We start from the raw sequence: 19,888 nt of genomic DNA, 5'->3' as shown, positions 1-19,888 counted from the left end.
TCCTCCCGTCGCGGCCGGTCAGCGGTGCAGCGCACCGAGGGCCGTCTTGGTTTCCATGATCCGTTCGAGGTCGGCGTCCGCCGCCAGCGGCCCGGCCGACGAGAGCGCCAGCACCAGGGCGTCGCCCGCGCACCGTCGCGTTATCTCGGCCAGCGCTGCGGCGCGTCCGGAATCCTCCAGCGGCAGCGGCAGCACCGCGCCGCGCCAGTTCCCCTCGCCGAGCGCCCCGGCCACTGCTGCCGGATCGGCGTCGCTGGCCCCGGGCCCCAACCACGCGTAATCGAGGCCGAGCGGGGCGAGCCGGCGCACCTCGTCCGCCGCGCCCTCCCAGCCGTCGGCGAGCACCGCGGTGGCGACGTCGTAGTAGGCGGCGACCTTGCGCGCTGCGGCGTAAGCGCGCTTCAACGCGCCGTCCACCGGCACCCCGCGGGCCTCCGCGTCCTCCAGGAAGACGATCAGGTCGGGGCGCGTCTTGCACACCGCCTCGGTCATCCGCGTCAGCGCCGGCCGCGCCGCCTCCAGGCCCTCCTTGCCGGCGTCACCGGCGGTCAGGCGGGCCAGCGTCGCCGGCCCGGCCAGTGCGGCGACGCAGCCCAGGCTGCCGCGCGCCGGCTCGAAGGCGCGAACCAGCGTGTCGGCGAGGCGGGCGAAGCGCCCCTCGTCCGCCGCCATGGCGGGGTCGAAGCCGAGGCACAGCGCGTCGCCGCCGACCAGTGCGGTGGCTTGCCGCACGGCGCGGGCGCGGCGGTCGGGGTCGGCCTCCAGCGCCGCCGGGTCGTACCCGGCGACGCGCGCCGCCAGCGCCTCGACCAGCGGCAGGAAGGGCGGGCGGGGCGGCGTCTCGCCCCTCGCCAGCGCCGCGAACAGGGAACGTCCCTCGCTCATCCGGCCACCCCGTGCCGCGCCTTCAGCGCGTCGATGTCCAGTTCGATGTCGTGGGTGATCGGGTGGCCGGGCGGCAGGTACTCGTTCTCGATCAGCGTGCCGCAGCCCGGGCAGTAGAACTCCAGGAGCCGGCAGAAGTCGGCGTCGGGGGTGAAGCTGTAGGCCTGCCCCTCGACCAGCGGCGGGTGGGCCTCGGCCAGCGGCACCTCGGCGACCACGCAGCCGGTCTTGTAGGCGGCGCGCGCCGAGGTCAGCTCGTGCCCGCAGGCGTGGCAGCACCAGGTCTCGCGCGGCAGGTCGATGTCGAGGTTCTCGGTGATCCGCACCTTCATGGCTCAGGCCCCCCTCTCCAGCACGAGGTTGTCGAAGCGATCGACGGCGGCGGCCCAGCCCTCCGTCACGAACACCGTGGTCTGCGCGGATTCGACGAGGCACGGCCCGGCCATGGCGTGCCCGTGCCCGAGGCGGGCGCGGTCGTAAACCGGCAGCGTGCGCCGGCCGCGCCCGGGGCCGAGGTAGACGGCGCGGGTGCCGCGCAGCGCGCCGTCGGCGCTGCCGGGCGCCATCGGCACCGGGCGCAGGCGGAAGTGCGGCACCGGCGCGCCGGCGAACAGGCCGACGGTGGTGACCACCAGATCGTCCTCGACGTCGCCGCCGAGCGCAGCGGCGGCCTGCCGCGACAGCTCCTCCAGGCTGTGCAGGTCGTCGTGGAAGCCGGGTGCCGCGGTCAGCCGGGTCTCGGCGCCGGTCGCCTTGGATTCGACGATCAGCTCCACCGTCCAATGCAGCTGGCCGGGCTCGAAGCCCTCGCCGCGCATGTCGCGCTCGGCGCGGGCGCGCATCCCGTCCAGCGCCGCGGCCAGCGCGTCCATTGCCCCGGCCGGGCGCAGGGTGGCGGCGACGCGGGCGTGGTACAGGTGGCCGACGTCCATCAGCGACGAGGAGTAGGCCGAGAACACCGCCGAGAACGGCGTCACCACGATGCGGCGGATGCCGGCGGCCTCGGCCACCGCGCAGGCGTGCAGCGGGCCGGCGCCGCCGTACACCACCATCAGCGGGTCGCGTCCGCCGACCTCCTCGCACAGGCGGCGCGTCGCCTCGCCCATATCGGCGTCGACGGCGGCGCGGACGCGCCACGCCGCCTCCTCGACCGGCACGCCGAGCGGCCCGGCGACCCGGGCGTCGAGTGCCGCCGCCGCCTTGCCGGCATCGAGCTGCTTCTGCCCGCCGAGGAAATAGTCGGGGTCGAGCAGGCCGAGCACCAGGTTGGCGTCGGTCACCGTCGGCTCGGTGCCGCCGAGGTCGAAGCAGGCCGGGCCGGGCAGCGCGCCGGCCGAGCGCGGGCCGACCTGCACGCGTTCTCCCGCCACCGCGGCGATGGAGCCGCCGCCGGAACCAAGCGCCCGGATCGCCAGCATCGGCAGGTTGCAGCGGAAGCCCTCGACGTCCGGGCGCAGCGCCTGGCTGGGCAAGCCGGCGCGCACGTAGCCGATGTCGAAGGAGGTGCCGCCCATGTCGGCGGACACCACCAGTTCGGCCCCGTACAGCGCGCCGATCTCCCGCGCGCCGAGCAGGCCGGCGGCCGGGCCGGAGTTGTAGGTGTTGATGGCGCGCGTCTTGGCGACGCGGGCGGCGGCGCCATTGTTGTGGCCGATCAACAGCTGCCCCGGAAAGTCGCGCCGACGCAGGTCTTCGCCGGCCTTGTAGAGCAGCCGGGTCAGCTTGCCGTGGATGTAGGCGTTCAGCACCGCGCTGTTGACCCGCTCCTGCAGGCCCGAGCGGCGGCTGACGTCGGAGCTGAGGAACACCGGCACCGAGCCGAGGTAGTCGCGCGGGTACTCCGCCTTGATCGCGGCGCGCACCGCGCGCTCGGCCGCCGGGTCGGCGTCGGCGCCGTGCAGCGCCACGACGAGGCAGTGGGCGCCGCGGTCGATCAGCGCCTGCGCAGCGTCCAGCACCTCGGCGGAGCCGGTGCCGGCGATGCCCAACACCATGTCGGGGGCGACCAGCGGCGCCTTGCCGTCGGCGTCGGTGGTCGGCGCCAGCGTCTCGCAGCCCCTGGTGACGATCAGGCCGACCTTGGCGCCGGTGCGCTCGATGATGGCGTTGGTGCCGATGGTGTTGGAGAAGCGGATGACCTCGGCGTCGCGCAGCAGCCGCTCCACCGGCACGCCGAACGCCTCGGCGCCGGCGCGGATGCAGTCGATGAAGCAGGCGGTCAGGTCGTGCGGCGTGGTCGGCGTCTTGACCGAACGGAACTCCTCGCCGTGCGCGAAGAAGCCGTCGGTGAAGGTGCCTCCGGTGTCGATGTCGATGGTGTAGCCCATGGCGTGCGTGTCCTTCCCCCGGGGCGCGCGGCCCCGTTCCCTCAGGTCTGCGCCGCGTTGTGGCCGCGGCTTTCGGTCGGTCGGAACTCGGTCAGTTGGAATCGGGGCCGTGCAGCCCGTGCAGGATGAAGTCGACGATCTCGCGGTGGACCGTATCGACCGGCAGCGGGCCGTCGCCGCGGTACCAGCGCAGTTGCCAGTTGATGACACCCAGCACGTTGAAGGCGAGGATCTTCAGGTGCGGCGTGCGGATGATGCCGGCGGCGCGCAGCGCCTCCAGCTCACGGATATAGATGCCGAGCACGGCGCGCTGGACGTCCTGGTTGACGCGGTCGCCGCCGTCGGTCAGGCGGTCCTGCTGCAGGAAGATCATGCGCAGCTCGCGCTGGTAGCTGGTGGACACCGTCAGGTGCGCCCGGACCAGCGCCTCGAACCGTTCCAGCGGCGCCTCGATCCCGGTCAGCGCCCCTTCCAGCCGGTCGGGCAGCGTCTTGACCGAGTACTCCATGATCTCCAGCCAGAGCCCCTCCTTGCTGCCGAAGTAGTGGTAGATGTTGGAGACGCTGACCCCCAGCGCGTTGGCGATGTCGCGGATCGAGGTGCCGGTGAAGCCGCGCTTGGAGAAGAAGTCCAAGGCGGTCTGCAGAAGCACTTCGCGTGAGCTGGCGCCGGCCTCGCCGGGACGCACCGCCACCGCAGCGGCGGCCCGCCGGCTCCTGGAACTGTCTAACGTCATCGAACCTCCCCCTTCGGCCCGTGGCCTTTGGCCCCGGGCGCCGCTGCTGGCCGATCTCTCCGCCGCCCGTCGCCGGGCTTCTAGAGCGATCGTTCGATTTAGACCCAACCACATGTAAATTCGCTTGTCAAACTGATTTGTGTGCGGTTAGATAGTCCGCATAGCAATTGAACGAACGTTCGATGCAGCGGCCCCGAAGCAAAGCGCCGCCGCGTACGGACGACACCCGAGGGGAGGAAAGCCAGCGCATGGCACGCTTGAACGGCAAAATCTGCATCATCACCGGCGCCGCCCACGGAATCGGTGCGGCCACCGCCCGCGCCCTGGTCCGCGAGGGCAGCCGCGTCACGCTCACCGACGTCGATGACGCCGCTGGCCAGGCGCTCGCCGAGTCGCTGCGTGCCGGCGGCACCGACGCCGTCTACCTGCACCAGGACGTCGCCGATCCGCAGGGTTGGGACGCTGTGTTCGAGTCGGTGCTGGCGCGTCACGGCCGCCTCGACGTGCTGGTCAACAACGCTGGGCTCGGCACCTACAACGACATCGAGACGGTCAGCCTGGAGGAGTGGCGGCGCATCATGGCGATCAACGTCGACGGCGCCTTCCTGGGCACGCAGCGGGCGATTCGCGCCATGAAGGAAACCGGCGGCGGTGCCATCGTCAACGTCGCCTCGGTGGCCTCCTTCATCGGCGCTCCGTCGCTGGCCGCCTACAGCGCCAGCAAGGGCGCAGTGCTGATGCTGACCAAGAGCGCCGCCACCTACTGCGGCCAGCGCGGCTACAACATCCGCGTCAACGCCATCCACCCCGGCCTGATCGACACCCGCGCCGGAGTCGAGATGGCGCGCAAGGCCACCGGGGCGGCCAGCGACGAGGAGGCGGTCGCCTTCTTCACGCAACTCCATCCCATCGGCCGCATCGGCAAGCCGGAGGAGATCGCCGACGGCATCGTCTTCCTGGCCGGGCCTGAATCGAGCTTCATGACCGGTTCCTCCCTGGTGGTGGACGGCGGCTACACCGCACTCTGACCGGAGCCGCGCGCCGTCCATCCGCGCCGGCGCGTGCCCATCCCTAGAACGAACGTTCGAACAACAACTCCCTGCCGGAGGATGCGCATGCGGCGCGCCGTGACCCTGCTCGCGAAGGCCGGTCCCTTCCTCATCATCGGCGGCCTGATCGCCGCGGTCTTTGTGGTGAAGCTGGAGCCCGTCGTCCACGCGATTCCCGAGCCGGCGCTGGCGCCGCGCGACCTGTTCTTCGGCGCCGCGGCGCCGGGCGACGGCGTGCTGTGGATGGCCGGCACCGACGGCAAGATCGTCCGCTCCGACGACGGCGGGCGGACGTGGCGGGCTCAGCGCAGCGGCACCGCGCGCACGTTGCAGGCCATCGCCGCGTGGTCGCCGGCCCAGGCGGTGGCGGTGGGCGCCGGTGCCACCGTGCTGACGACCGCGGACGGCGGCGCCTCCTGGCAGCCCGCAGCCCCGTCGCTCGACAAGCCGCACCGCCTGCTGGCCGCGGCGCTGGCGCCGGACGGCCGGCTGTGGGTGGCGGGCGAGATGGGGACGCTGCTGGTCTCCGCCGACCGCGGGCACAGCTTCGCCGCCGCAGCCGAACCGCGCGACGTCGGCCTCAACGGCATCGCCTTCGCCGACGCCGCGCGCGGCTGGGTGGTCGGCGAGTTCGGCGAGATCCGCCACACCGTCGACGGCGGGCGCACCTGGACCACCCACGAAGCGGCGCCGCGCAGCCTGCTGGCCACCGCGTCGTGCAGCGGCGGGGCTGGCGTCGCGGTCGGGCTGGAGGGCACGGTGCTGCTCACCGCCGACGCCGGGGCGAGCTGGCGCCCCGTCGCCACCCCGACGCGCGAGCCGCTGTTCGCCGTCGCCTGCGCCGACGGGCGCTGGACCGCCGTCGGCGACCGTGGCGCCGCGCTGACCGGTACGCCGGACGGCGATTCCGCCGCGCCGCTGCCGCTCGAAGGCGCGCCGCCGACATGGCGCGCCGCGCTGGCGCGGGCCGGCGACCGCCTGCTCACCGCCGGCGCCGGCGCCGGCTGGATCGCCGCCGGCCGCTTTCTTCCATTCCCGGGCTGACGCCCATCAGCCCTTCTCGGGCTAACGCCCGCTGGCCCCATTCCGGGCTGAGGCCCGCCGGAGCACGTGACGCCATGCTGCAGCGCATCGCCACCCTGATCATCCGTTTCCGCCTGGCCCTGCTGCTGGCCATGGCCGCCGCCTCGACGGTGGTCGCCTGGTTCGCCACGCAGATCCAGGTGCGCACCGACCTCGCCGACCTGCTGCCGCGCGACCACGCGTACGTCGCGGTCGACCGCGCCTTCCGCACCTCGTTCGGCAGCGCCAACATGGTGTCGGTCATGCTGGAGGTGCGGGACGGCACCATCTTCCGCGCCGACGTGCTGCGCGCCGTCCAGGGCATCACCCGCGAGCTGGAGTACGTGAAGGGCGTCAACCCCTTCCAGATCAACTCGCTGGCCGCCCGCAAGATGGTCGAGGTGCGGGCCGACGACAAAGGCATCGAAACCCGCCCGCTGATGTGGCCGGAGGTGCCGGAGGAGGGCGCCGGCATCGAGGCGCTGAAGCGCGCCGTGCTGAGCAACCCACTGGTGTTCGGCCGCTACGTCTCGGCCGACCTCGGGGCGGCGCTGATCACCGCCGACTTCTACGGCAACGCCATCGACCATCAGGCGGTGTTCGCCCAGGTCGGCGCCATCCTGGAGCGCTACACGCTGCCCGGCGTCACCGTCCACGTGGTGGGCGAGCCGGTGCTGTACGGCTGGGTCGAGGCGCACCTGCCGGAAACCATCGCGGTGTTCGCCGCCACCATGCTGCTGACCGCGTTCATCCTGTTCGTCACCTCGCGCTCGTTGCGCGGCACGCTGCTGCCGCTGCTGGCCGGGCTGGCGAGCGCCGTCTGGGCGCTGGGCTTCGCGCGCATGCTGGGCTTCTCCTTCGACCCGCTGGTCGTGGTGGTGGCCTTCCTGATCTCGGCGCGCTCGGTGTCGCACTCGGTGCAGGTGGTGGCGCACTTCGACGACCGCGTGCTGCTCGACGGGCTGAGCCCGCCGGACGCCGCCCGCAGCACCATCACCGACCTGTTCAAGCCCGGCACGCTGGGCGTGCTGACGGATGCCGGCGGCATCGCCATCGTCGCGCTCACCCCGATCCCGTTGTTGGAGAAGGTGGCGATCATCGGCTGCATCTGGGTGGCGACGATCCTGGTCACCAGCGTGCTGCTGACGCCGATCCTGCTGTCCTATGTGCCGACCCCGGTCGGCCACAGGCTGCGGGCCGACGTGTCGCCGCTGCTCAACCGGCTGCTCGATGGCTGCGCCCGGCTGGCGCTCGGCCGGCGGCGCGCCTGGGTGCCGGTGGTGGCGGCGGTGATCTTCGCCGGGTCGTTCGCCTATTCCTTCCACCTGTCGATCGGCGACGCCTCGGCCGGCTCGCCGATCCTGTGGTCGGACTCGCCCTACAACCGGGCGGCGGCGGCGATCAACGCCCGCTTCCACGGCGCCGACCGCATGTTCATCGTCGTCGCCGGCAGCGAGCCGGACGCCATCAAGCGCCCCGAGGTGCTGAAGGCGATGCGCGACCTGCAGCGCTTCATGGAGGCGCAGCCGGAGATCGGCGCCACGGTGTCGATCGCCGACCTGATCCCGGCGATCAACCGCACCATCCACGAGGGCAACCCGCGCTACCAGGACCTGCCGGACGACCGGCTGGCCATCGGCGAGATGCTGTACTTCTTCGGCACGGGGCTGGACGCCAGCGACACCGCGCTGTTCTTCGACGCGCAGTACCGCAACGCCTCGATCACCGCCTTCTTCACCGACCGGCGCGGCGACACGGTGGCCACCGCCATCGGCCGCATCAAGCGCTACCTGGCCGAGCACCCGGTGCCGGACGTCGAGTTCCGGCTGGCCGGCGGCGTGGTCGGCAACACCGCGGCGATCAACGAGATCATCCTCGGCGACCAGATCCGCTCCATCGCGCTGGCGCTGCTGGTGGTGGTGGCCTGCTGCCTGCTGGCCTACCGCGACGCCGGGTCGGGCATCGTCTTCATGGTGCCGGTGCTGCTGTCCAACACGGTAACCTTCTGCCTGATGGCCGCGGTCGGCATCGGCATGAACATCAACACGCTGCCGGTGGCGGCGCTGGGGATCGGGCTGGGCGTCGATTACGCCTTCTACGTGGTCGATCGCATCCGCGAGGAGCTGGCGCGCGGGCGTGGCCTGAACGCCGCGCTGCACGCGGCGCTGCGCGGCTCGGGCCGCGCCGTGCTGATCACCGGCGTGACGCTGTGCCTCAGCGTCTTCGTGTGGTCGGCGTCGTCGCTGAAATTCCAGGCCGAGATGGGGCTCCTGATGGGCGTGTGGCTGCTGGTGTCGGCCACCGCCGCGCTCGTCCTCATGCCGGCGCTGGTCGTGGTTTTCAAGCCCGCCTTCGTGGTCGGCGCCCGCCGCTCGGGGAACGGGCGGCCGGCGGCCGACGAGGCGCTGGCCTGGAAGTGCGCAGGGGAATGAGAAACGGGAGGAACACGCCAATGATGAAGAAGGGTGCGAGGTGGAGGACGGGCGTCCTGGCGCTGCTGCTGGCGGCGGCGAGCGGCCCGGCGGCGGCCGAGAGCTTCGAGTTGGGAGGCGACGCGCGGCTGTCGGTCAACGGCTACCTCCGGCAATGGATGTCGTTCAACCTGAACGACATGCCCGAGACGCCGGACAACGACCGCTGGCGCGTGAGCATGGCGCGCTCGCAGCTGCGGCTCGACACGACGCTGACCATGCCGGGCGTCAAGTTCTTCGCCAGCGGCCGCGGCGTCGCCGAGGCGGAGACCGGCTGGCAGCGCGACCTGGAGCGCATGGGGGCCAACGGCGGCCATGATCTGATGCGCAAGTACAACGCGCTGGAACTGCGCGAGGCGTGGGCGGAGTCCGCCTTCGACCGGCTGACGCTGCGCCTGGGCAAGCAGCAGGTGGTGTGGGGCGAGACCGACTTCTTCGTCGCCTCCGACATGGTGCACGGCTTCGACTACAGTTGGCGCGCCATGCTGGAGACCGAGAACGAGGAACTGCGCAAGCCGCTCATTCTCGCCAACGCCATCGTCCAGATACCCGAGGCGGACGGCTCGCTGCAGGCCTTCGTGCGCCCCGGCCTCGACCGCGGGCGCGACATCGGCAATACGTTCGACACCTGGGGCGGGCGCTGGTCGCCGCAGCCCTACCGCGGCTTCTGGCGCGACGGCCTCGTCGGCCGCGACGCCCGCCACCCCGACGGCGACGTGCGCGACCCGACCTACGGCGTGCGCTGGCGCGGGCTGGCCGGCGACGTGAACTACTCGCTGCTGCACCTGCGCACCTTCCGCCCCGACCCGATCGTCAACCCGGCGGTCAACCCGGTGGGTGGGCGGCAGCCGGCCGGGCTGCTCGGCGACGACTACCACCCGGTGGTGAACGTGTACGGCGCCACCGCCTCCGGCTACGCCCCGCCGGTCGACGCCGTGCTGTCGGCCGAGGTCGCCTACATCCCGAACATGCCCTACAACTTCGACAGCCTGGGCGGCACCGGGCTCTACCCGGGCTTCCTGGCCGGCCTGCTGCCGCCGAACGCCGTCGGCGTGCGCAAGACCGACCTGGTGCGCTGGATGCTGCGCAGCGACTTCAACGTCGACCTGCGCTCCGTGCTCGGCACCGACGGCACCTCGTTCCTGTCCTTCCAGCTGTTCGACAGCTGGCACCCGAACCTCAAGGGCTCGGACAACCTGCTGTACTGGCCGGGCTTCCAGACCAAGCTGAAGGAGCACGCCTTCACCCTGACCGGCGTGCTGCAGCTCAGCTACCTCAACGACACGGTGAAGCCGGGTCTCGCCGCCGGCTGGGACATCAGCTACGGCGGCGGCTTCGTCATCCCCAGCATCGACTACATCGTCGGCGACCACCTGCGGCTGCGCGCCGAGGCCGACTTCTTCTTCGCCAAGCGGGCGCAGCGCAGCCAGGCCGCGGCGTCCGACCAGGTCGGCTTCATCAGCTTCTTCGACAACAACTCGCAGTTCGTGCTGCGCGCCACCTATCAATTTTAACCCGGGTCAGTTCTGAGCCCCGGAAAGGAGGACCCGTCATGAAGACCCTGGTCACGCTGTGCGCCCTCGGCCTGCTGGCCGGTGCGGCCACGGCCGGCGCGGCGGAGCTGCCGCCCGGCACGGTGATCGACGCGCGCAGCCTCGACGCGCGGCTGAAGGACACCTTCGAAGGCAAGACCATCGCCAGCCTGCTGCCCGACAAGCTGGCCTGGCAGGTGCGCGAGAAGGGGCTGGCGATCACCCTGAAGGCGTCGAAGCCGTGGACGGTGGACGCCCGCTACCAGCAGTGGACCGACAAGAACCGCGCCGGCGCCGTGCGCATCGCCGACGGCAAGGGGCTGGAGAACTGGCAGGCCGGCGTGCCGTTCCCGGTGATCGACCCCGCCGACCCGCAGGCCGGCGCCAAGGCGGTGTGGAACCTGCTGGTCGGCCAGCCGGTCGGCTGCTACTGGAGCCAGCCGCGCTACACCTTCATCACCTTCGACGGCACCAGCGGGGTCGAGCGCGAGATGCTCTGGCGCTTCAGCCGCATCAACCTGGTCGGCCGCTACTGCGACCCGCAGGGCAAGCTGACGCTGGGCGACGGCACGATGCGCTCGAAGGAGATCCTGGTGGCGCTGGAGCCCTTCGACATGCGCGGCACCGGCATGCTGAGCGCCCAGTACATGACCGGCGACGTGGCGCGCAGCTGGGCCTACGTCCGCTCGGTGCGGCGGGTGCGCACCATCTCCGGGTCGAGCTGGATGGACCCGGTGGGCGGCGGCACCGACATGGTCAACGACGACGTCGACACCTTCAACGCCCATCCCAGCTGGTACAAGGGCCTGAAGTACCTGGGCAAGCGCTGGGTGCTGGCGCCGGCCAACACCGACGTGCCGATGTGGCGCCCGGACGCCGGCAACCGCAAGGACATGTACCCAGCGCTCGACCTGACCAAGGCGCCCTACTGGTACCCGGCCGTCGGCTACGAGCCGCGCGAGGTGCACGTGGTGGAGACCACGCCGCCGCCGGAGCACCCCTACGGCAGAAAGGTGCTGTACATCGACGCGCAGTACCCGCTGCCGCGCTACACCGAGATCTACGACAGGCGCGGCGACTTCTGGAAGTGGGGCACCTGGATGAGCAAGAACGAGCGTGACGCCGAGCGCAACCCGGTGGTCGCCACCTACGCCGGCGGCATGTTCGACTTCAAGCGCAACCACGGCACGCTGTTCCTGTCGACGCCGAACCCGGTCTACAACGACCCGAAGATCACCGAGAACGAGCTGAGCGTCGGTGTGCTGGAAGCCATCGGCGGCAGCTGAGGCCGGGCCTCGTCACGCGTTCACTCCCCGGCGCCGCGAGGTGCCGGACCTTGAGCCCCGGCCTTCGTGCCGGGGTTTCTTTATGGGCCTCGCGACGGGCGGGTTCAGGAAGATCGTAGGGGAAAAAAAGGCCGCCACCGAGTGCAACGGCAGCGGCCCGAGGCTTGGGAGGAAACGCACTGCGGCAAGCCGCAATAGCAAAATTGATATACTAGAATATCACAGCGAATGCGAGCGGCGAGTTGTCGCAGGGGGATGCCTGCGGGAGTGCGTCAACCCGTCGCCCTCCCAAGCCCTTTCGTCTGCGAATGGATGGGACTATCCCTATATGGCTATGACCCTTGTGAGGGTCTCCGTGTCTTCCGGAGCCGTGCCATGTCCCCGTCAGAGTTGCCCCTTCGCTGGCGCATCGGTTTCCTCGCCTCGCTGTCGATCATCGCCGCCGGGCTGGTGGCGGCGGTGGGCGGCCATTTCGTGAATCAGGCGCTGGTCGAGCAGCGGATGAACAGCGTCCGCTTCATCGCCGAGAGCGCCGGCAGCATCGCCGCCCGCTTCCACAAGCTGGCCCAGGACGGCGCGCTGAGCGAGGAGGACGCCAAGGAACGGGCCAAGACCGCCATCGGCGCCATCCGCTACAACAACGGCGAGTACCTGTGGATCTGGACGTCGCAGATCATCAGCGTGATGCACGCCAACACGGGGCTGATCGGCAAGAGCGGCAGCGAGATCCGCGACCGCAACGGCGTCTACGTCATCCGCGAGGCGGTGCGCGGCGCACTGGCCCAGCCGCCGGAATTCGTCCACTACGCCTGGCCGCGGGCCAACGACCCGCAGGGGCCGACCTTCGAGAAGCTCAGCTACTCCGTCCACTTCAAGCCGTGGGACTGGGTGGTCGGGACCGGCGTCTACACCGACGACCTGCGCTCGGCGTTCCTCGACATGATGACCGTCTTCGGGCTGGTGGTGGCCGGCCTGTCCTCGCTGGCGCTGCTGCTCGGCTGGGGCGTGGCGCGCAGCGTGTCGGGGCCGCTGACGCGGGTGCACGACGCCATGGTGCGCCTCGGCGAGGACGACCTGTCCGTCGAGGTGCCGGAACGCTCCCGCCGCGACGAGATCGGCGACATGGCGCGGACGCTGGAGGTGTTTAAGGAGAACCTCCGGCACAACCGCCGGATGGAGCAGGACGCGCGCGACGCCGAAAGCCGCGCCGCCGCCGAGAAGCGCCAGTCCACGCTGGACATGGCGCAGCGCTTCGAGACGCGGGTCGGCGGCATCGTGAACGCGGTGGGCAGCGCCGCGACCGAACTGCAGGCCACCGCCGTCCAGCTCAGCGCCGCGGTCGAGGAGGTGTTCGCCCAGTGCACCACGGTGGCCTCCGCGTCCGAGGAGGCGTCGGTCAACGTACAGACGGTCGCGTCGGCGTCGGAGGAGATGTCCACCTCCATCCGCGAGCTGTCGACCCGCGTGTCGCGCGCCGCCGAGCGTTCCAAGGCGGCGGCCGACGGCGCCGGGCAGGCGCAGAAGGAGCTGGACTCGCTGTCCACCGCCATCGAGCAGGTCGACCAGATCGTCGCCGCCATCAACGCCGTGGCCTCGCAGACCAACCTGCTGGCGCTGAACGCGACCATCGAGGCGGCGCGCGCCGGCGAGGCCGGCAAGGGCTTCGCCGTGGTGGCCAGCGAGGTGAAGAACCTCGCCAACCAGACGCACGCCATGACCGAGCAGATCGGCAACCAGATCGGCGCGGTGAAGAGCGCGTCGGGGCGGACGGTCGAGGCCATGCGCACCATCATCGGCCAGGTGGGCGAGATCGACCGCTCGACGGCGGAAATGGCCTCGTCGGTCGAGCAGCAGGGTGCTGCGACCGGCGAGATCAGCCGCAACGCCCAGCAGGCGGCCACCGGCACCAGCGAGGTGTCGCGCAACGTCAACGGCATCCGCGAGGCCGAGGGCGAGACCGGGGCCGCGACCCAGAACGTCAAGCAGGCCGCCGACAGCCTCGCCGGGCAGGCGGCCATGCTCAAGCGCGAGGTGGACGCCTTCCTTTCGGAGATCCGCGCAGCGTAACCTTCCGGGTACCGGCGGCGCGGGCGGAGGGCGTGTCATGCGTGTGATCGAGCGGTTGCGCGGGTGCCTGCCCGCCACCTTGCGGGGCAAGCTGCTGCTGGTGTCGCTGGTCGTGGTCGCGGTTCCCATCGCGACCGGCGGCTATCTGCTGGAGCGCGAAGGGCGCCAGGCCCTGCTGCGGGAAAAGCAGGAGAAGCTCTTTGGCCTCGCCCGGATTCTCGACGCCCATCTCGGTGGCGGGTTCGACGCCCCGCCGGCGGACCGGGACGCCGCAATCCGGCGCGTCAACGCCGCGCTCGCCCCGTTCACCGACATGGTCGCCGCCGCCAACCCCGGCGTGGGCGTGGGGTATTACAGCAAGGCGCTGAACGCCATCGTCACCTACGGGCCGAGCGGGCAGTACGGCGACACCGTCGGCCGGCCGATCCCGGCGGACCACCCCGGATGGCGGGTGCTCGAAACCGGAACGATGGCGGTCGAGACCGGCCCGCAGGTGCGCGGCCTCATCATGAACGCCATGTGGCCCATCGTGCGCGAGGGCGCAGTGATCGGCTACATCTGGGCCAACGAGCTGTCCGACGACGTCGAACGGCAGGCCGCCGCCATGGACCGCGCCATCCTGGCGGTGAGCGCCGCCGGCATCCTCCTCGGTTTGCTGCTGACGCACGTGATGTCGCGGCGCCTGGCGCAGCAGATCAAGGGCATCACCGATGGTCTGGCCACCATGCGGACGGACCTCGGCCACGCCATCCGGCCGCCGCCCGGCGAGATCGGCGCGATCGCCGTCGAGGTGAACGCCATGGCGCGGGCGCTGCTCGACGCCCGGTCGCTGACCGAGAACATCCTGCTGAGCATCGCCGACGGCGTCGTCGCCGTGGACCGCGAGGGCCGGGTCACCTCCATCAACCCGGCGGCGCAGCAGATGATCGGGATGCCGGCCGCCGCCGTCATCGGCCGGCCCTACCAGTCGCTGTTCGACGGCGATGCCCACTTCGCCAGCGCGCTGCTCGACACCCTGCAGACCGGGTGCCCGCACGTCGGCGTGACCCTCGACCTGCCCTTGCCCCGGCAGACCCTCACCGTGAACGCCAGCAGCAGCCTGCTGCGCGACAGCCACGGCACCAGCATCGGTGCCGTCGTCGTGCTGAAGGACCTGACCGAGCAACTCCGGCTGAAGACCCAGATCATGCGCGCCGACCGCCTCGCGGCCCTGGGCGAGCTGATGGCCGGCGTCGCGCACGAGATCCGCAACCCGCTGACCTCGATCCGCGGCTTCATGCAGTTCCTGGAGCGGTGCGACGACATCAAGGAGTGGCAGAGCTACGCCCCGCTCATCATCCGGCAGGTGGACAGCCTGAACCGTATCATCACCGAGCTTCTGGAGTTCGGCCGGCCGCGCCCGCCACTCATCCGGCCGGTGCCGGTGAACGACGTGATCCGCGAGGTGCTGCTGCTGTCCGGCGGCAAGTCCGGCGTCCAGGTGGTGCCGGAGCTGTCGCCCGACCTGCCGCTGATCGACGGCGACGGCGAGGCGCTGAAGCAGGCCGTGCTGAACCTCATCATCAACGCGCTCCAGGCCATGCCGGAGGCCGGGGGAACGATCCGCGTCGCCACGGCGGTGAACGGCGACGCCGTGGTCGTCACGGTGACCGACGACGGCACCGGCATCGCGCCGGAAAACCTGGAGAAGGTCTTCGACCCGTTCTTCTCCACCAAGCCCACCGGGACCGGTCTGGGGCTCGCCATGGTCCACCGGATCGTCGATGCCCATTACGGGGCCATCGCCATCGAGAGCACGCCCGGCACCGGAACCGTGGTCACCCTGCGGTTCCCCATCGTCCACAAGGCACTGCCCGCGTCATGACCAGCCGCCCCTCCGCCCTGCAGACTCCCGCCGCCCTGGTCGTCGATGACGACGAGGGTATCCGCCAGATGTTGGCCGCCGTGCTGACCAAGGAGGGCTTCGAGGTCGCAACCGCGGCCGACGGACAAGAGGCGGTCGCGGCGTTCGCCGCCCGCCGCCCCGCCGTGGTGCTGATGGACATCCGCATGCCGCGCATGACCGGGCTCCAGGCGCTGTCCGAGATCCGCAGGCTCGACCGCTCGGCCGCGGTGATCCTGATGACGGCGTACGCCCAGGTGGACACCGCGGTGCAGGCGATCAAGGACGGCGCCTTCGACTACGTCATCAAGCCGTTCGACATCGCCGAGGTGATGCTGCTGGTCGGGCGCGCCGTGCAGATGCGCGGCCTGCGCGACGACATCGCGGCGCTGCACCGGGAGCTGAGCGCCAGCTACCGCACCGACCGCATCCTGACCAGCAGCCCGCAGATGGCGGAGCTGCTGCAGACCATCGCCAAGGTCGCCAAGAGCAACGCCACCGTGCTGGTCACCGGGGAGAGCGGCACCGGCAAGGAGCTGGTCGCCGCCGCCATCCACTACAACAGCCCGCGCGCCTCCGGCCCGTTCATCAAGGTGAACTGCGCCGCGGTCCCCGAGGGGCTGCTGGAGAGCGAGTTCTTCGGCCACGAGAAAGGCGCCTTCACCGGAGCCGTGGCGCGGCGGCGCGGCCGGTTCGAACAGGCGGAGCACGGCACGCTGTTCCTCGACGAGATCGGCGACATCTCGCCCAGCCTGCAGGTCAAGCTGCTGCGCGTGCTGCAGGAGCGCGAGTTCGAGCGGGTCGGCGGGGCGGAGCCGGTCCGCGCCGACGTGCGCGTCGTCGTGGCGACCAACCGGAACCTGGGCGAGATGGTGCGCCAGGGCCTGTTCCGGCAGGACCTGTACTTCCGCCTCAACGTGGTGACGCTGCGGACCGTCCCGCTGCGCGAGCGGCCGGAGGACATCCGCCTGCTCGCCAGCCACTTCCTGCAGCGCTTCGCCGCCGAGAACCAGGTCGACGTCAGCGGCTTCGACGAGCAGGCGATGGACGGCCTGCTGCGCCACGGCTGGCCGGGCAACGTCCGCGAGCTGTCGAACGCCATCGAGCACGCGGTGGTGATGAGCACCGGCAGCCTGATCCTGCCCGAGGACCTGCCGGAGCCGATCGCCGGCAAGGCCGGCGAGGCGCCGGCCGCCCCCCTGCCCTGCCCCGCCGATCCGGAATGCCGCCCGTTGCGCGAGATGATCAGCCGGTACGAGGCGCAGGTCATCGCCGATGCGCTGCACCGCAACGCCGGCAACCGGATGCGCACCGCGCAGGAACTCGGCATCAGCCGGCGTTCGCTGCTCTACAAGCTCCAGGAATACGGCATCGCGTAGGACCGCGGGCCGCTGCGCAAAAGTTTGCGCACCGCGCACAAAGCTGCGCACCGAACCCGCGCCACGGCCCCTCTGGAGAGCGGCTGGGCACACATATGTTGCGGCGCTGCCTGTCCCTGAATTCAAAAACTTAGCCGTCATCCCCGCGAAGGCGGGGATCCATAATTTCCAAAGCGGGCAGTGGTGGAACGCATGGATCCCCGCCTTCGCGGGGATGACGAAAAAAGCTGAATTACAGAGACTTACCGCCTCGCAGTGTCAGTGCTGCGGCCTCCTGGCATATCCCTTGCTTCCTATGCCCCAGGCCTGATCGCAGGCCACACCGCACGGCCGAGACTCCGGCCATTGCGACCCGCCGGTCGGCTGGCCGCCAGCACGGACAAGGGGACGCCCATGAGCAAAGTGCGCACACTCGAAGACGCCGTCGCGCTGATTCCCGACGGCGCGACCCTGATGATCGGCGGCTTCATGGCCGTCGGGTCGCCGCTGCGCCTGATCGACGAGTTGGTCCGCCAGCGCAAGCGCGACCTGACGATCATCGCCAACGACACCGCCCGGCCCGGCCAGGGCATCGGCAAGCTGATCGTCGAAAAGCTAGCCGCCCGCGTCGTCGCCAGCCACATCGGGCTCAATCCCGAGACGCAGAAGCAGATGATCGCCGGCGACCTCCAGGTCGAGCTGGTGCCGCAGGGCACGCTGGCCGAGCGCATCCGCGCCGGTGGCTTCGGCCTGGGCGGCGTGCTCACCCCGACCGGCGTCGGCACGGTGGTCGAGGAAGGCAAGCGCACCGTCGAGATCGACGGCCGGACCTTCCTGCTGGAGCTGCCGCTCAAGGCCGACTTCGCGCTGATCAACGCCAAGCGCGCCGACTACCTGGGGAACCTGGAGTACGCGCTGACCGCGCGGAACTTCAATCCGATCATGGCGATGGCGGCCGAGACCGTGATCGCCGAGGCGCAGGATATCGTGCCCGTCGGCGTCATCCCGCCGGACGCGGTCGTCACCCCGAACGTCGTGGTCGACCTGCTGGTCGCCAAGGAGCGCCGCCATGGATGAGAAAACCCTGATCGCCAAGCGCGTGGCGCTGGAGCTGCGCGACGGCAACCTCGTGAACCTGGGCATCGGCCTGCCGACCCTGGTGGCCCGCTACCTCCCGGCCGGGGTGAACGTGTTCTTCCAGTCGGAGAACGGCATCGTCGGCATGCAGGCGCTGCCCGAGGAGGGGATGGAGGACGATGACCTGACCGACGCCGGCGGCGGCCCGATCGGCGCCGTGCCCGGCGCCTGCGCTTTCGACAGCGCCATGTCCTTCGGACTGATCCGCGGCGGCCACCTGGACGTCACCGTGCTGGGCGGCCTGCAGGTGGACCAGGAGGGCAAGCTGGCCAACTGGATGGTGCCCGGCAAGATGGTGCCCGGCATGGGCGGCGCCATGGACCTGGTGTCCGGCGCCCGGCGCGTGATCGTCGCCATGCAGCACAGCGCCAAGGGCGAATCCAAGATCCTCAAGCGCTGCACGCTGCCGCTCACCTCGGCGCGTCCGGTCAGCCTCGTCGTCACCGACCTCGCGGTGATCGAGCCGACCCCCGGCGGCCTGCTGCTGCGCGAGACCGCCCCCGGCGTGACCGTCGCGCAGGTGCTGGCCAACACCGCCGCCGACCTGATCGTGCCGGACGACGTCCCGGTGATGCCGATCACCGCCTGACACCGCGTTTCCCGCTCTTCCCGTGGATGGGAGTTCCGATCATGACACACGTGACCAACGTCTCGGACGGCGCCGGCGCCAAGCGCGACCCGGCCGCCGCGCAGCAGGGGGCGCTCGCCCGCCTCGCCATCGCGTTCACGGAATGGGCCGAGAAGTGGTTCCCCGACGCCTTCGTGTTCGTCGTCCTCGCGGTGCTCGCGGTGGCGCTCGGCAATCTGGCGACGGGCGCGACCCCGGCCGCCATCGCCAAGGGCTTCGGCGCCGGCTTCTGGACGCTGATCCCCTTTACCATGCAGATGGCGATGGTGGCGATCACCGGCTACGTGGTAGCCAGCTCGCCGCCGGCCACCCGGCTGATCGAGTGGATCGCCCGCTTCCCGCAGACCGGGCGCGGTGCGGTCGCCTTCGTGGCCTTCGTCAGCATGGCCGCGTCCTACTTCAACTGGGCGCTCAGCCTGGTGTTCGGCGCACTGCTGGTGCGGGCGCTGGCGCGGCGCACCGACCTGCGGATGGACTACCGGGCGGCCGGTGCCGCCGCCTACCTCGGCCTCGGCGCCACCTGGGCGCTCGGCCTCAGCTCCTCGGCGGCGATGCTGCAGGCCAACCCGGCCAGCCTGCCGAAGTCGATCTCCGACATCACCGGCGTCATCCCGCTCAGCCAGACCATCTTCCTGTGGCAGTCGTTCGTCATGGGCGGCCTGATCTTCGCAGCGTCCATCATCATCGCGTACTACTCGGCGCCGGCCGACCGCTTCGTCCGCACCGCGCAGGACTACGGCATCGACCTCGGCGAGAAGCAGGCGGAGGCGCCGAAACAGACCCGCCCGGGCGAGTGGTTCGAGTTCAGCCCGGTCCTGCCGCTGCTGCTGGTCCTGCTGGCGGTCGGGTTCGTCTACACCGAGTTCGCGAGCAAGGACCCGCTGCTGGTGATCTCCAACCTCAACACCTACAACTTCATCTTCCTGATGCTGGGCGTGCTGCTGCACTGGAACCTCCGCAGCTTCCTCGGCGCGGTGGCGAAGGCGGTGCCGACGGCCGGCGGCGTGCTCATCCAGTTCCCGCTCTACGGCGCCATCGCCACCATGCTGACCGCGGTCAACGGCGCCGACGGCGTGTCGATCTCGCACCATCTGGCGAACATCTTCGTCGGCATCGCCAACACGCACACCTACCCGGTGGTGATCGGCATCTACTCGGCGGTGCTGGGCTTCCTGGTCCCGTCGGGCGGCGGCAAGTGGATCATCGAGGCGCCCTACGTGATGCAGGCGGCGGTCGACCTGAAGGCGCACCTCGGCTGGGCGGTGCAGGTCTACAACGCGGCCGAGGCCCTGCCGAACCTGATCAACCCCTTCTGGATGCTGCCGCTGCTCGGCGTGCTCAGCCTCAAGGCGCGCGACATCGTCGGCTTCTGCTTCACGCAGCTGCTGGTCCACGTGCCCCTGGTCCTCTTCCTGCTGTGGATCCTGGCCTACACCCTCTGACAGCGCAGTCCTGAAAACGGCGGGGG

At 70.8% G+C, this 19,888-nt stretch carries 15 protein-coding genes; 11 read left to right on the top strand and 4 right to left on the bottom strand.

Features of this window, described 5'->3' with window-relative positions:
* Positions 1–18 precede the first annotated feature (18 nt).
* From TSO221_RS35940 to TSO221_RS14085, 4 genes are all read right to left on the bottom strand, one after another.
* Positions 19–885 carry a hypothetical protein gene (locus tag TSO221_RS35940; protein ID WP_199229478.1) on the bottom strand — a complete coding sequence of 289 codons (867 nt, stop codon included), beginning with the start codon at positions 883–885 and terminating at the stop codon, positions 19–21.
* The gene (locus tag TSO221_RS35935) at positions 882–1,217 is read right to left on the bottom strand and encodes an acetone carboxylase subunit gamma (RefSeq protein ID WP_199229477.1); all 336 of its coding nucleotides are present in this window, start codon (positions 1,215–1,217) and stop codon (positions 882–884) included. The genes TSO221_RS35940 and TSO221_RS35935 overlap by 4 nt, the downstream gene beginning before the upstream one ends.
* 3 nt (positions 1,218–1,220) lie before the next feature.
* Positions 1,221–3,212 carry a hydantoinase/oxoprolinase family protein gene (locus TSO221_RS14090; RefSeq protein ID WP_109119140.1) on the bottom strand — a complete coding sequence of 664 codons (1,992 nt, stop codon included), beginning with the start codon at positions 3,210–3,212 and terminating at the stop codon, positions 1,221–1,223.
* A gap of 91 nt (positions 3,213–3,303) precedes the next feature.
* On the bottom strand, positions 3,304–3,948 hold the full coding sequence (locus TSO221_RS14085; RefSeq protein WP_158284090.1) for a TetR/AcrR family transcriptional regulator: 645 nt from the start codon (positions 3,946–3,948) through the stop codon (positions 3,304–3,306).
* A gap of 248 nt (positions 3,949–4,196) precedes the next feature.
* Here TSO221_RS14085 and TSO221_RS14080 point away from each other — a divergent pair, with 248 nt between their 5' ends.
* From TSO221_RS14080 to TSO221_RS14030, 11 genes are all read left to right on the top strand, one after another.
* Positions 4,197–4,976, top strand: a complete 780-nt coding sequence (locus tag TSO221_RS14080; RefSeq protein ID WP_109119138.1) for a glucose 1-dehydrogenase — start codon at positions 4,197–4,199, stop codon at positions 4,974–4,976.
* Positions 4,977–5,063: 87 nt separating this feature from the next.
* Positions 5,064–6,041, top strand: coding sequence for a YCF48-related protein (locus TSO221_RS14075; protein WP_109119137.1), 978 nt, complete (start codon positions 5,064–5,066; stop codon positions 6,039–6,041).
* Positions 6,042–6,115: 74 nt separating this feature from the next.
* The gene (locus TSO221_RS14070) at positions 6,116–8,491 is read left to right on the top strand and encodes an MMPL family transporter (RefSeq protein WP_109119136.1); all 2,376 of its coding nucleotides are present in this window, start codon (positions 6,116–6,118) and stop codon (positions 8,489–8,491) included.
* Positions 8,492–8,511: 20 nt separating this feature from the next.
* Positions 8,512–10,044, top strand: a complete 1,533-nt coding sequence (locus tag TSO221_RS14065; RefSeq protein ID WP_109119135.1) for a DUF1302 family protein — start codon at positions 8,512–8,514, stop codon at positions 10,042–10,044.
* Between the two features lie 38 nt (positions 10,045–10,082).
* Positions 10,083–11,348 carry a DUF1329 domain-containing protein gene (locus TSO221_RS14060; RefSeq protein WP_109119134.1) on the top strand — a complete coding sequence of 422 codons (1,266 nt, stop codon included), beginning with the start codon at positions 10,083–10,085 and terminating at the stop codon, positions 11,346–11,348.
* A gap of 375 nt (positions 11,349–11,723) precedes the next feature.
* Positions 11,724–13,415, top strand: a complete 1,692-nt coding sequence (locus tag TSO221_RS14055) for a methyl-accepting chemotaxis protein (RefSeq protein WP_158284089.1) — start codon at positions 11,724–11,726, stop codon at positions 13,413–13,415.
* A 37-nt stretch (positions 13,416–13,452) separates the two neighbouring features.
* Positions 13,453–15,279: a two-component system sensor histidine kinase AtoS gene (gene atoS, locus TSO221_RS14050; protein ID WP_109119132.1), complete on the top strand. Its 1,827-nt coding sequence runs from the start codon at positions 13,453–13,455 to the stop codon at positions 15,277–15,279.
* Complete coding sequence (atoC, locus tag TSO221_RS14045) at positions 15,276–16,676, top strand: acetoacetate metabolism transcriptional regulator AtoC (RefSeq protein WP_109119131.1); 1,401 nt, start codon at positions 15,276–15,278, stop codon at positions 16,674–16,676. The genes atoS and atoC overlap by 4 nt, the downstream gene beginning before the upstream one ends.
* Positions 16,677–17,069: 393 nt before the next feature.
* The gene (locus tag TSO221_RS14040) at positions 17,070–17,732 is read left to right on the top strand and encodes a 3-oxoacid CoA-transferase subunit A (protein ID WP_109119130.1); all 663 of its coding nucleotides are present in this window, start codon (positions 17,070–17,072) and stop codon (positions 17,730–17,732) included.
* A complete protein-coding gene (locus tag TSO221_RS14035) occupies positions 17,725–18,381 on the top strand; it encodes a 3-oxoacid CoA-transferase subunit B (protein WP_109119129.1) in 657 nt (218 codons plus the stop codon). The genes TSO221_RS14040 and TSO221_RS14035 overlap by 8 nt, the downstream gene beginning before the upstream one ends.
* A 41-nt stretch (positions 18,382–18,422) precedes the next feature.
* Positions 18,423–19,862 carry a TIGR00366 family protein gene (locus tag TSO221_RS14030; protein ID WP_109119128.1) on the top strand — a complete coding sequence of 480 codons (1,440 nt, stop codon included), beginning with the start codon at positions 18,423–18,425 and terminating at the stop codon, positions 19,860–19,862.
* The last annotated feature ends 26 nt before the right edge of the window (positions 19,863–19,888 follow it).

The organism is Azospirillum sp. TSO22-1 (genome assembly GCF_003116015.1).
In the GTDB taxonomy this organism is placed as follows: domain Bacteria; phylum Pseudomonadota; class Alphaproteobacteria; order Azospirillales; family Azospirillaceae; genus Azospirillum.
Note: the sequence above shows the minus strand (reverse complement) of the source record. Positions and strands in the feature narration are given on the sequence as shown.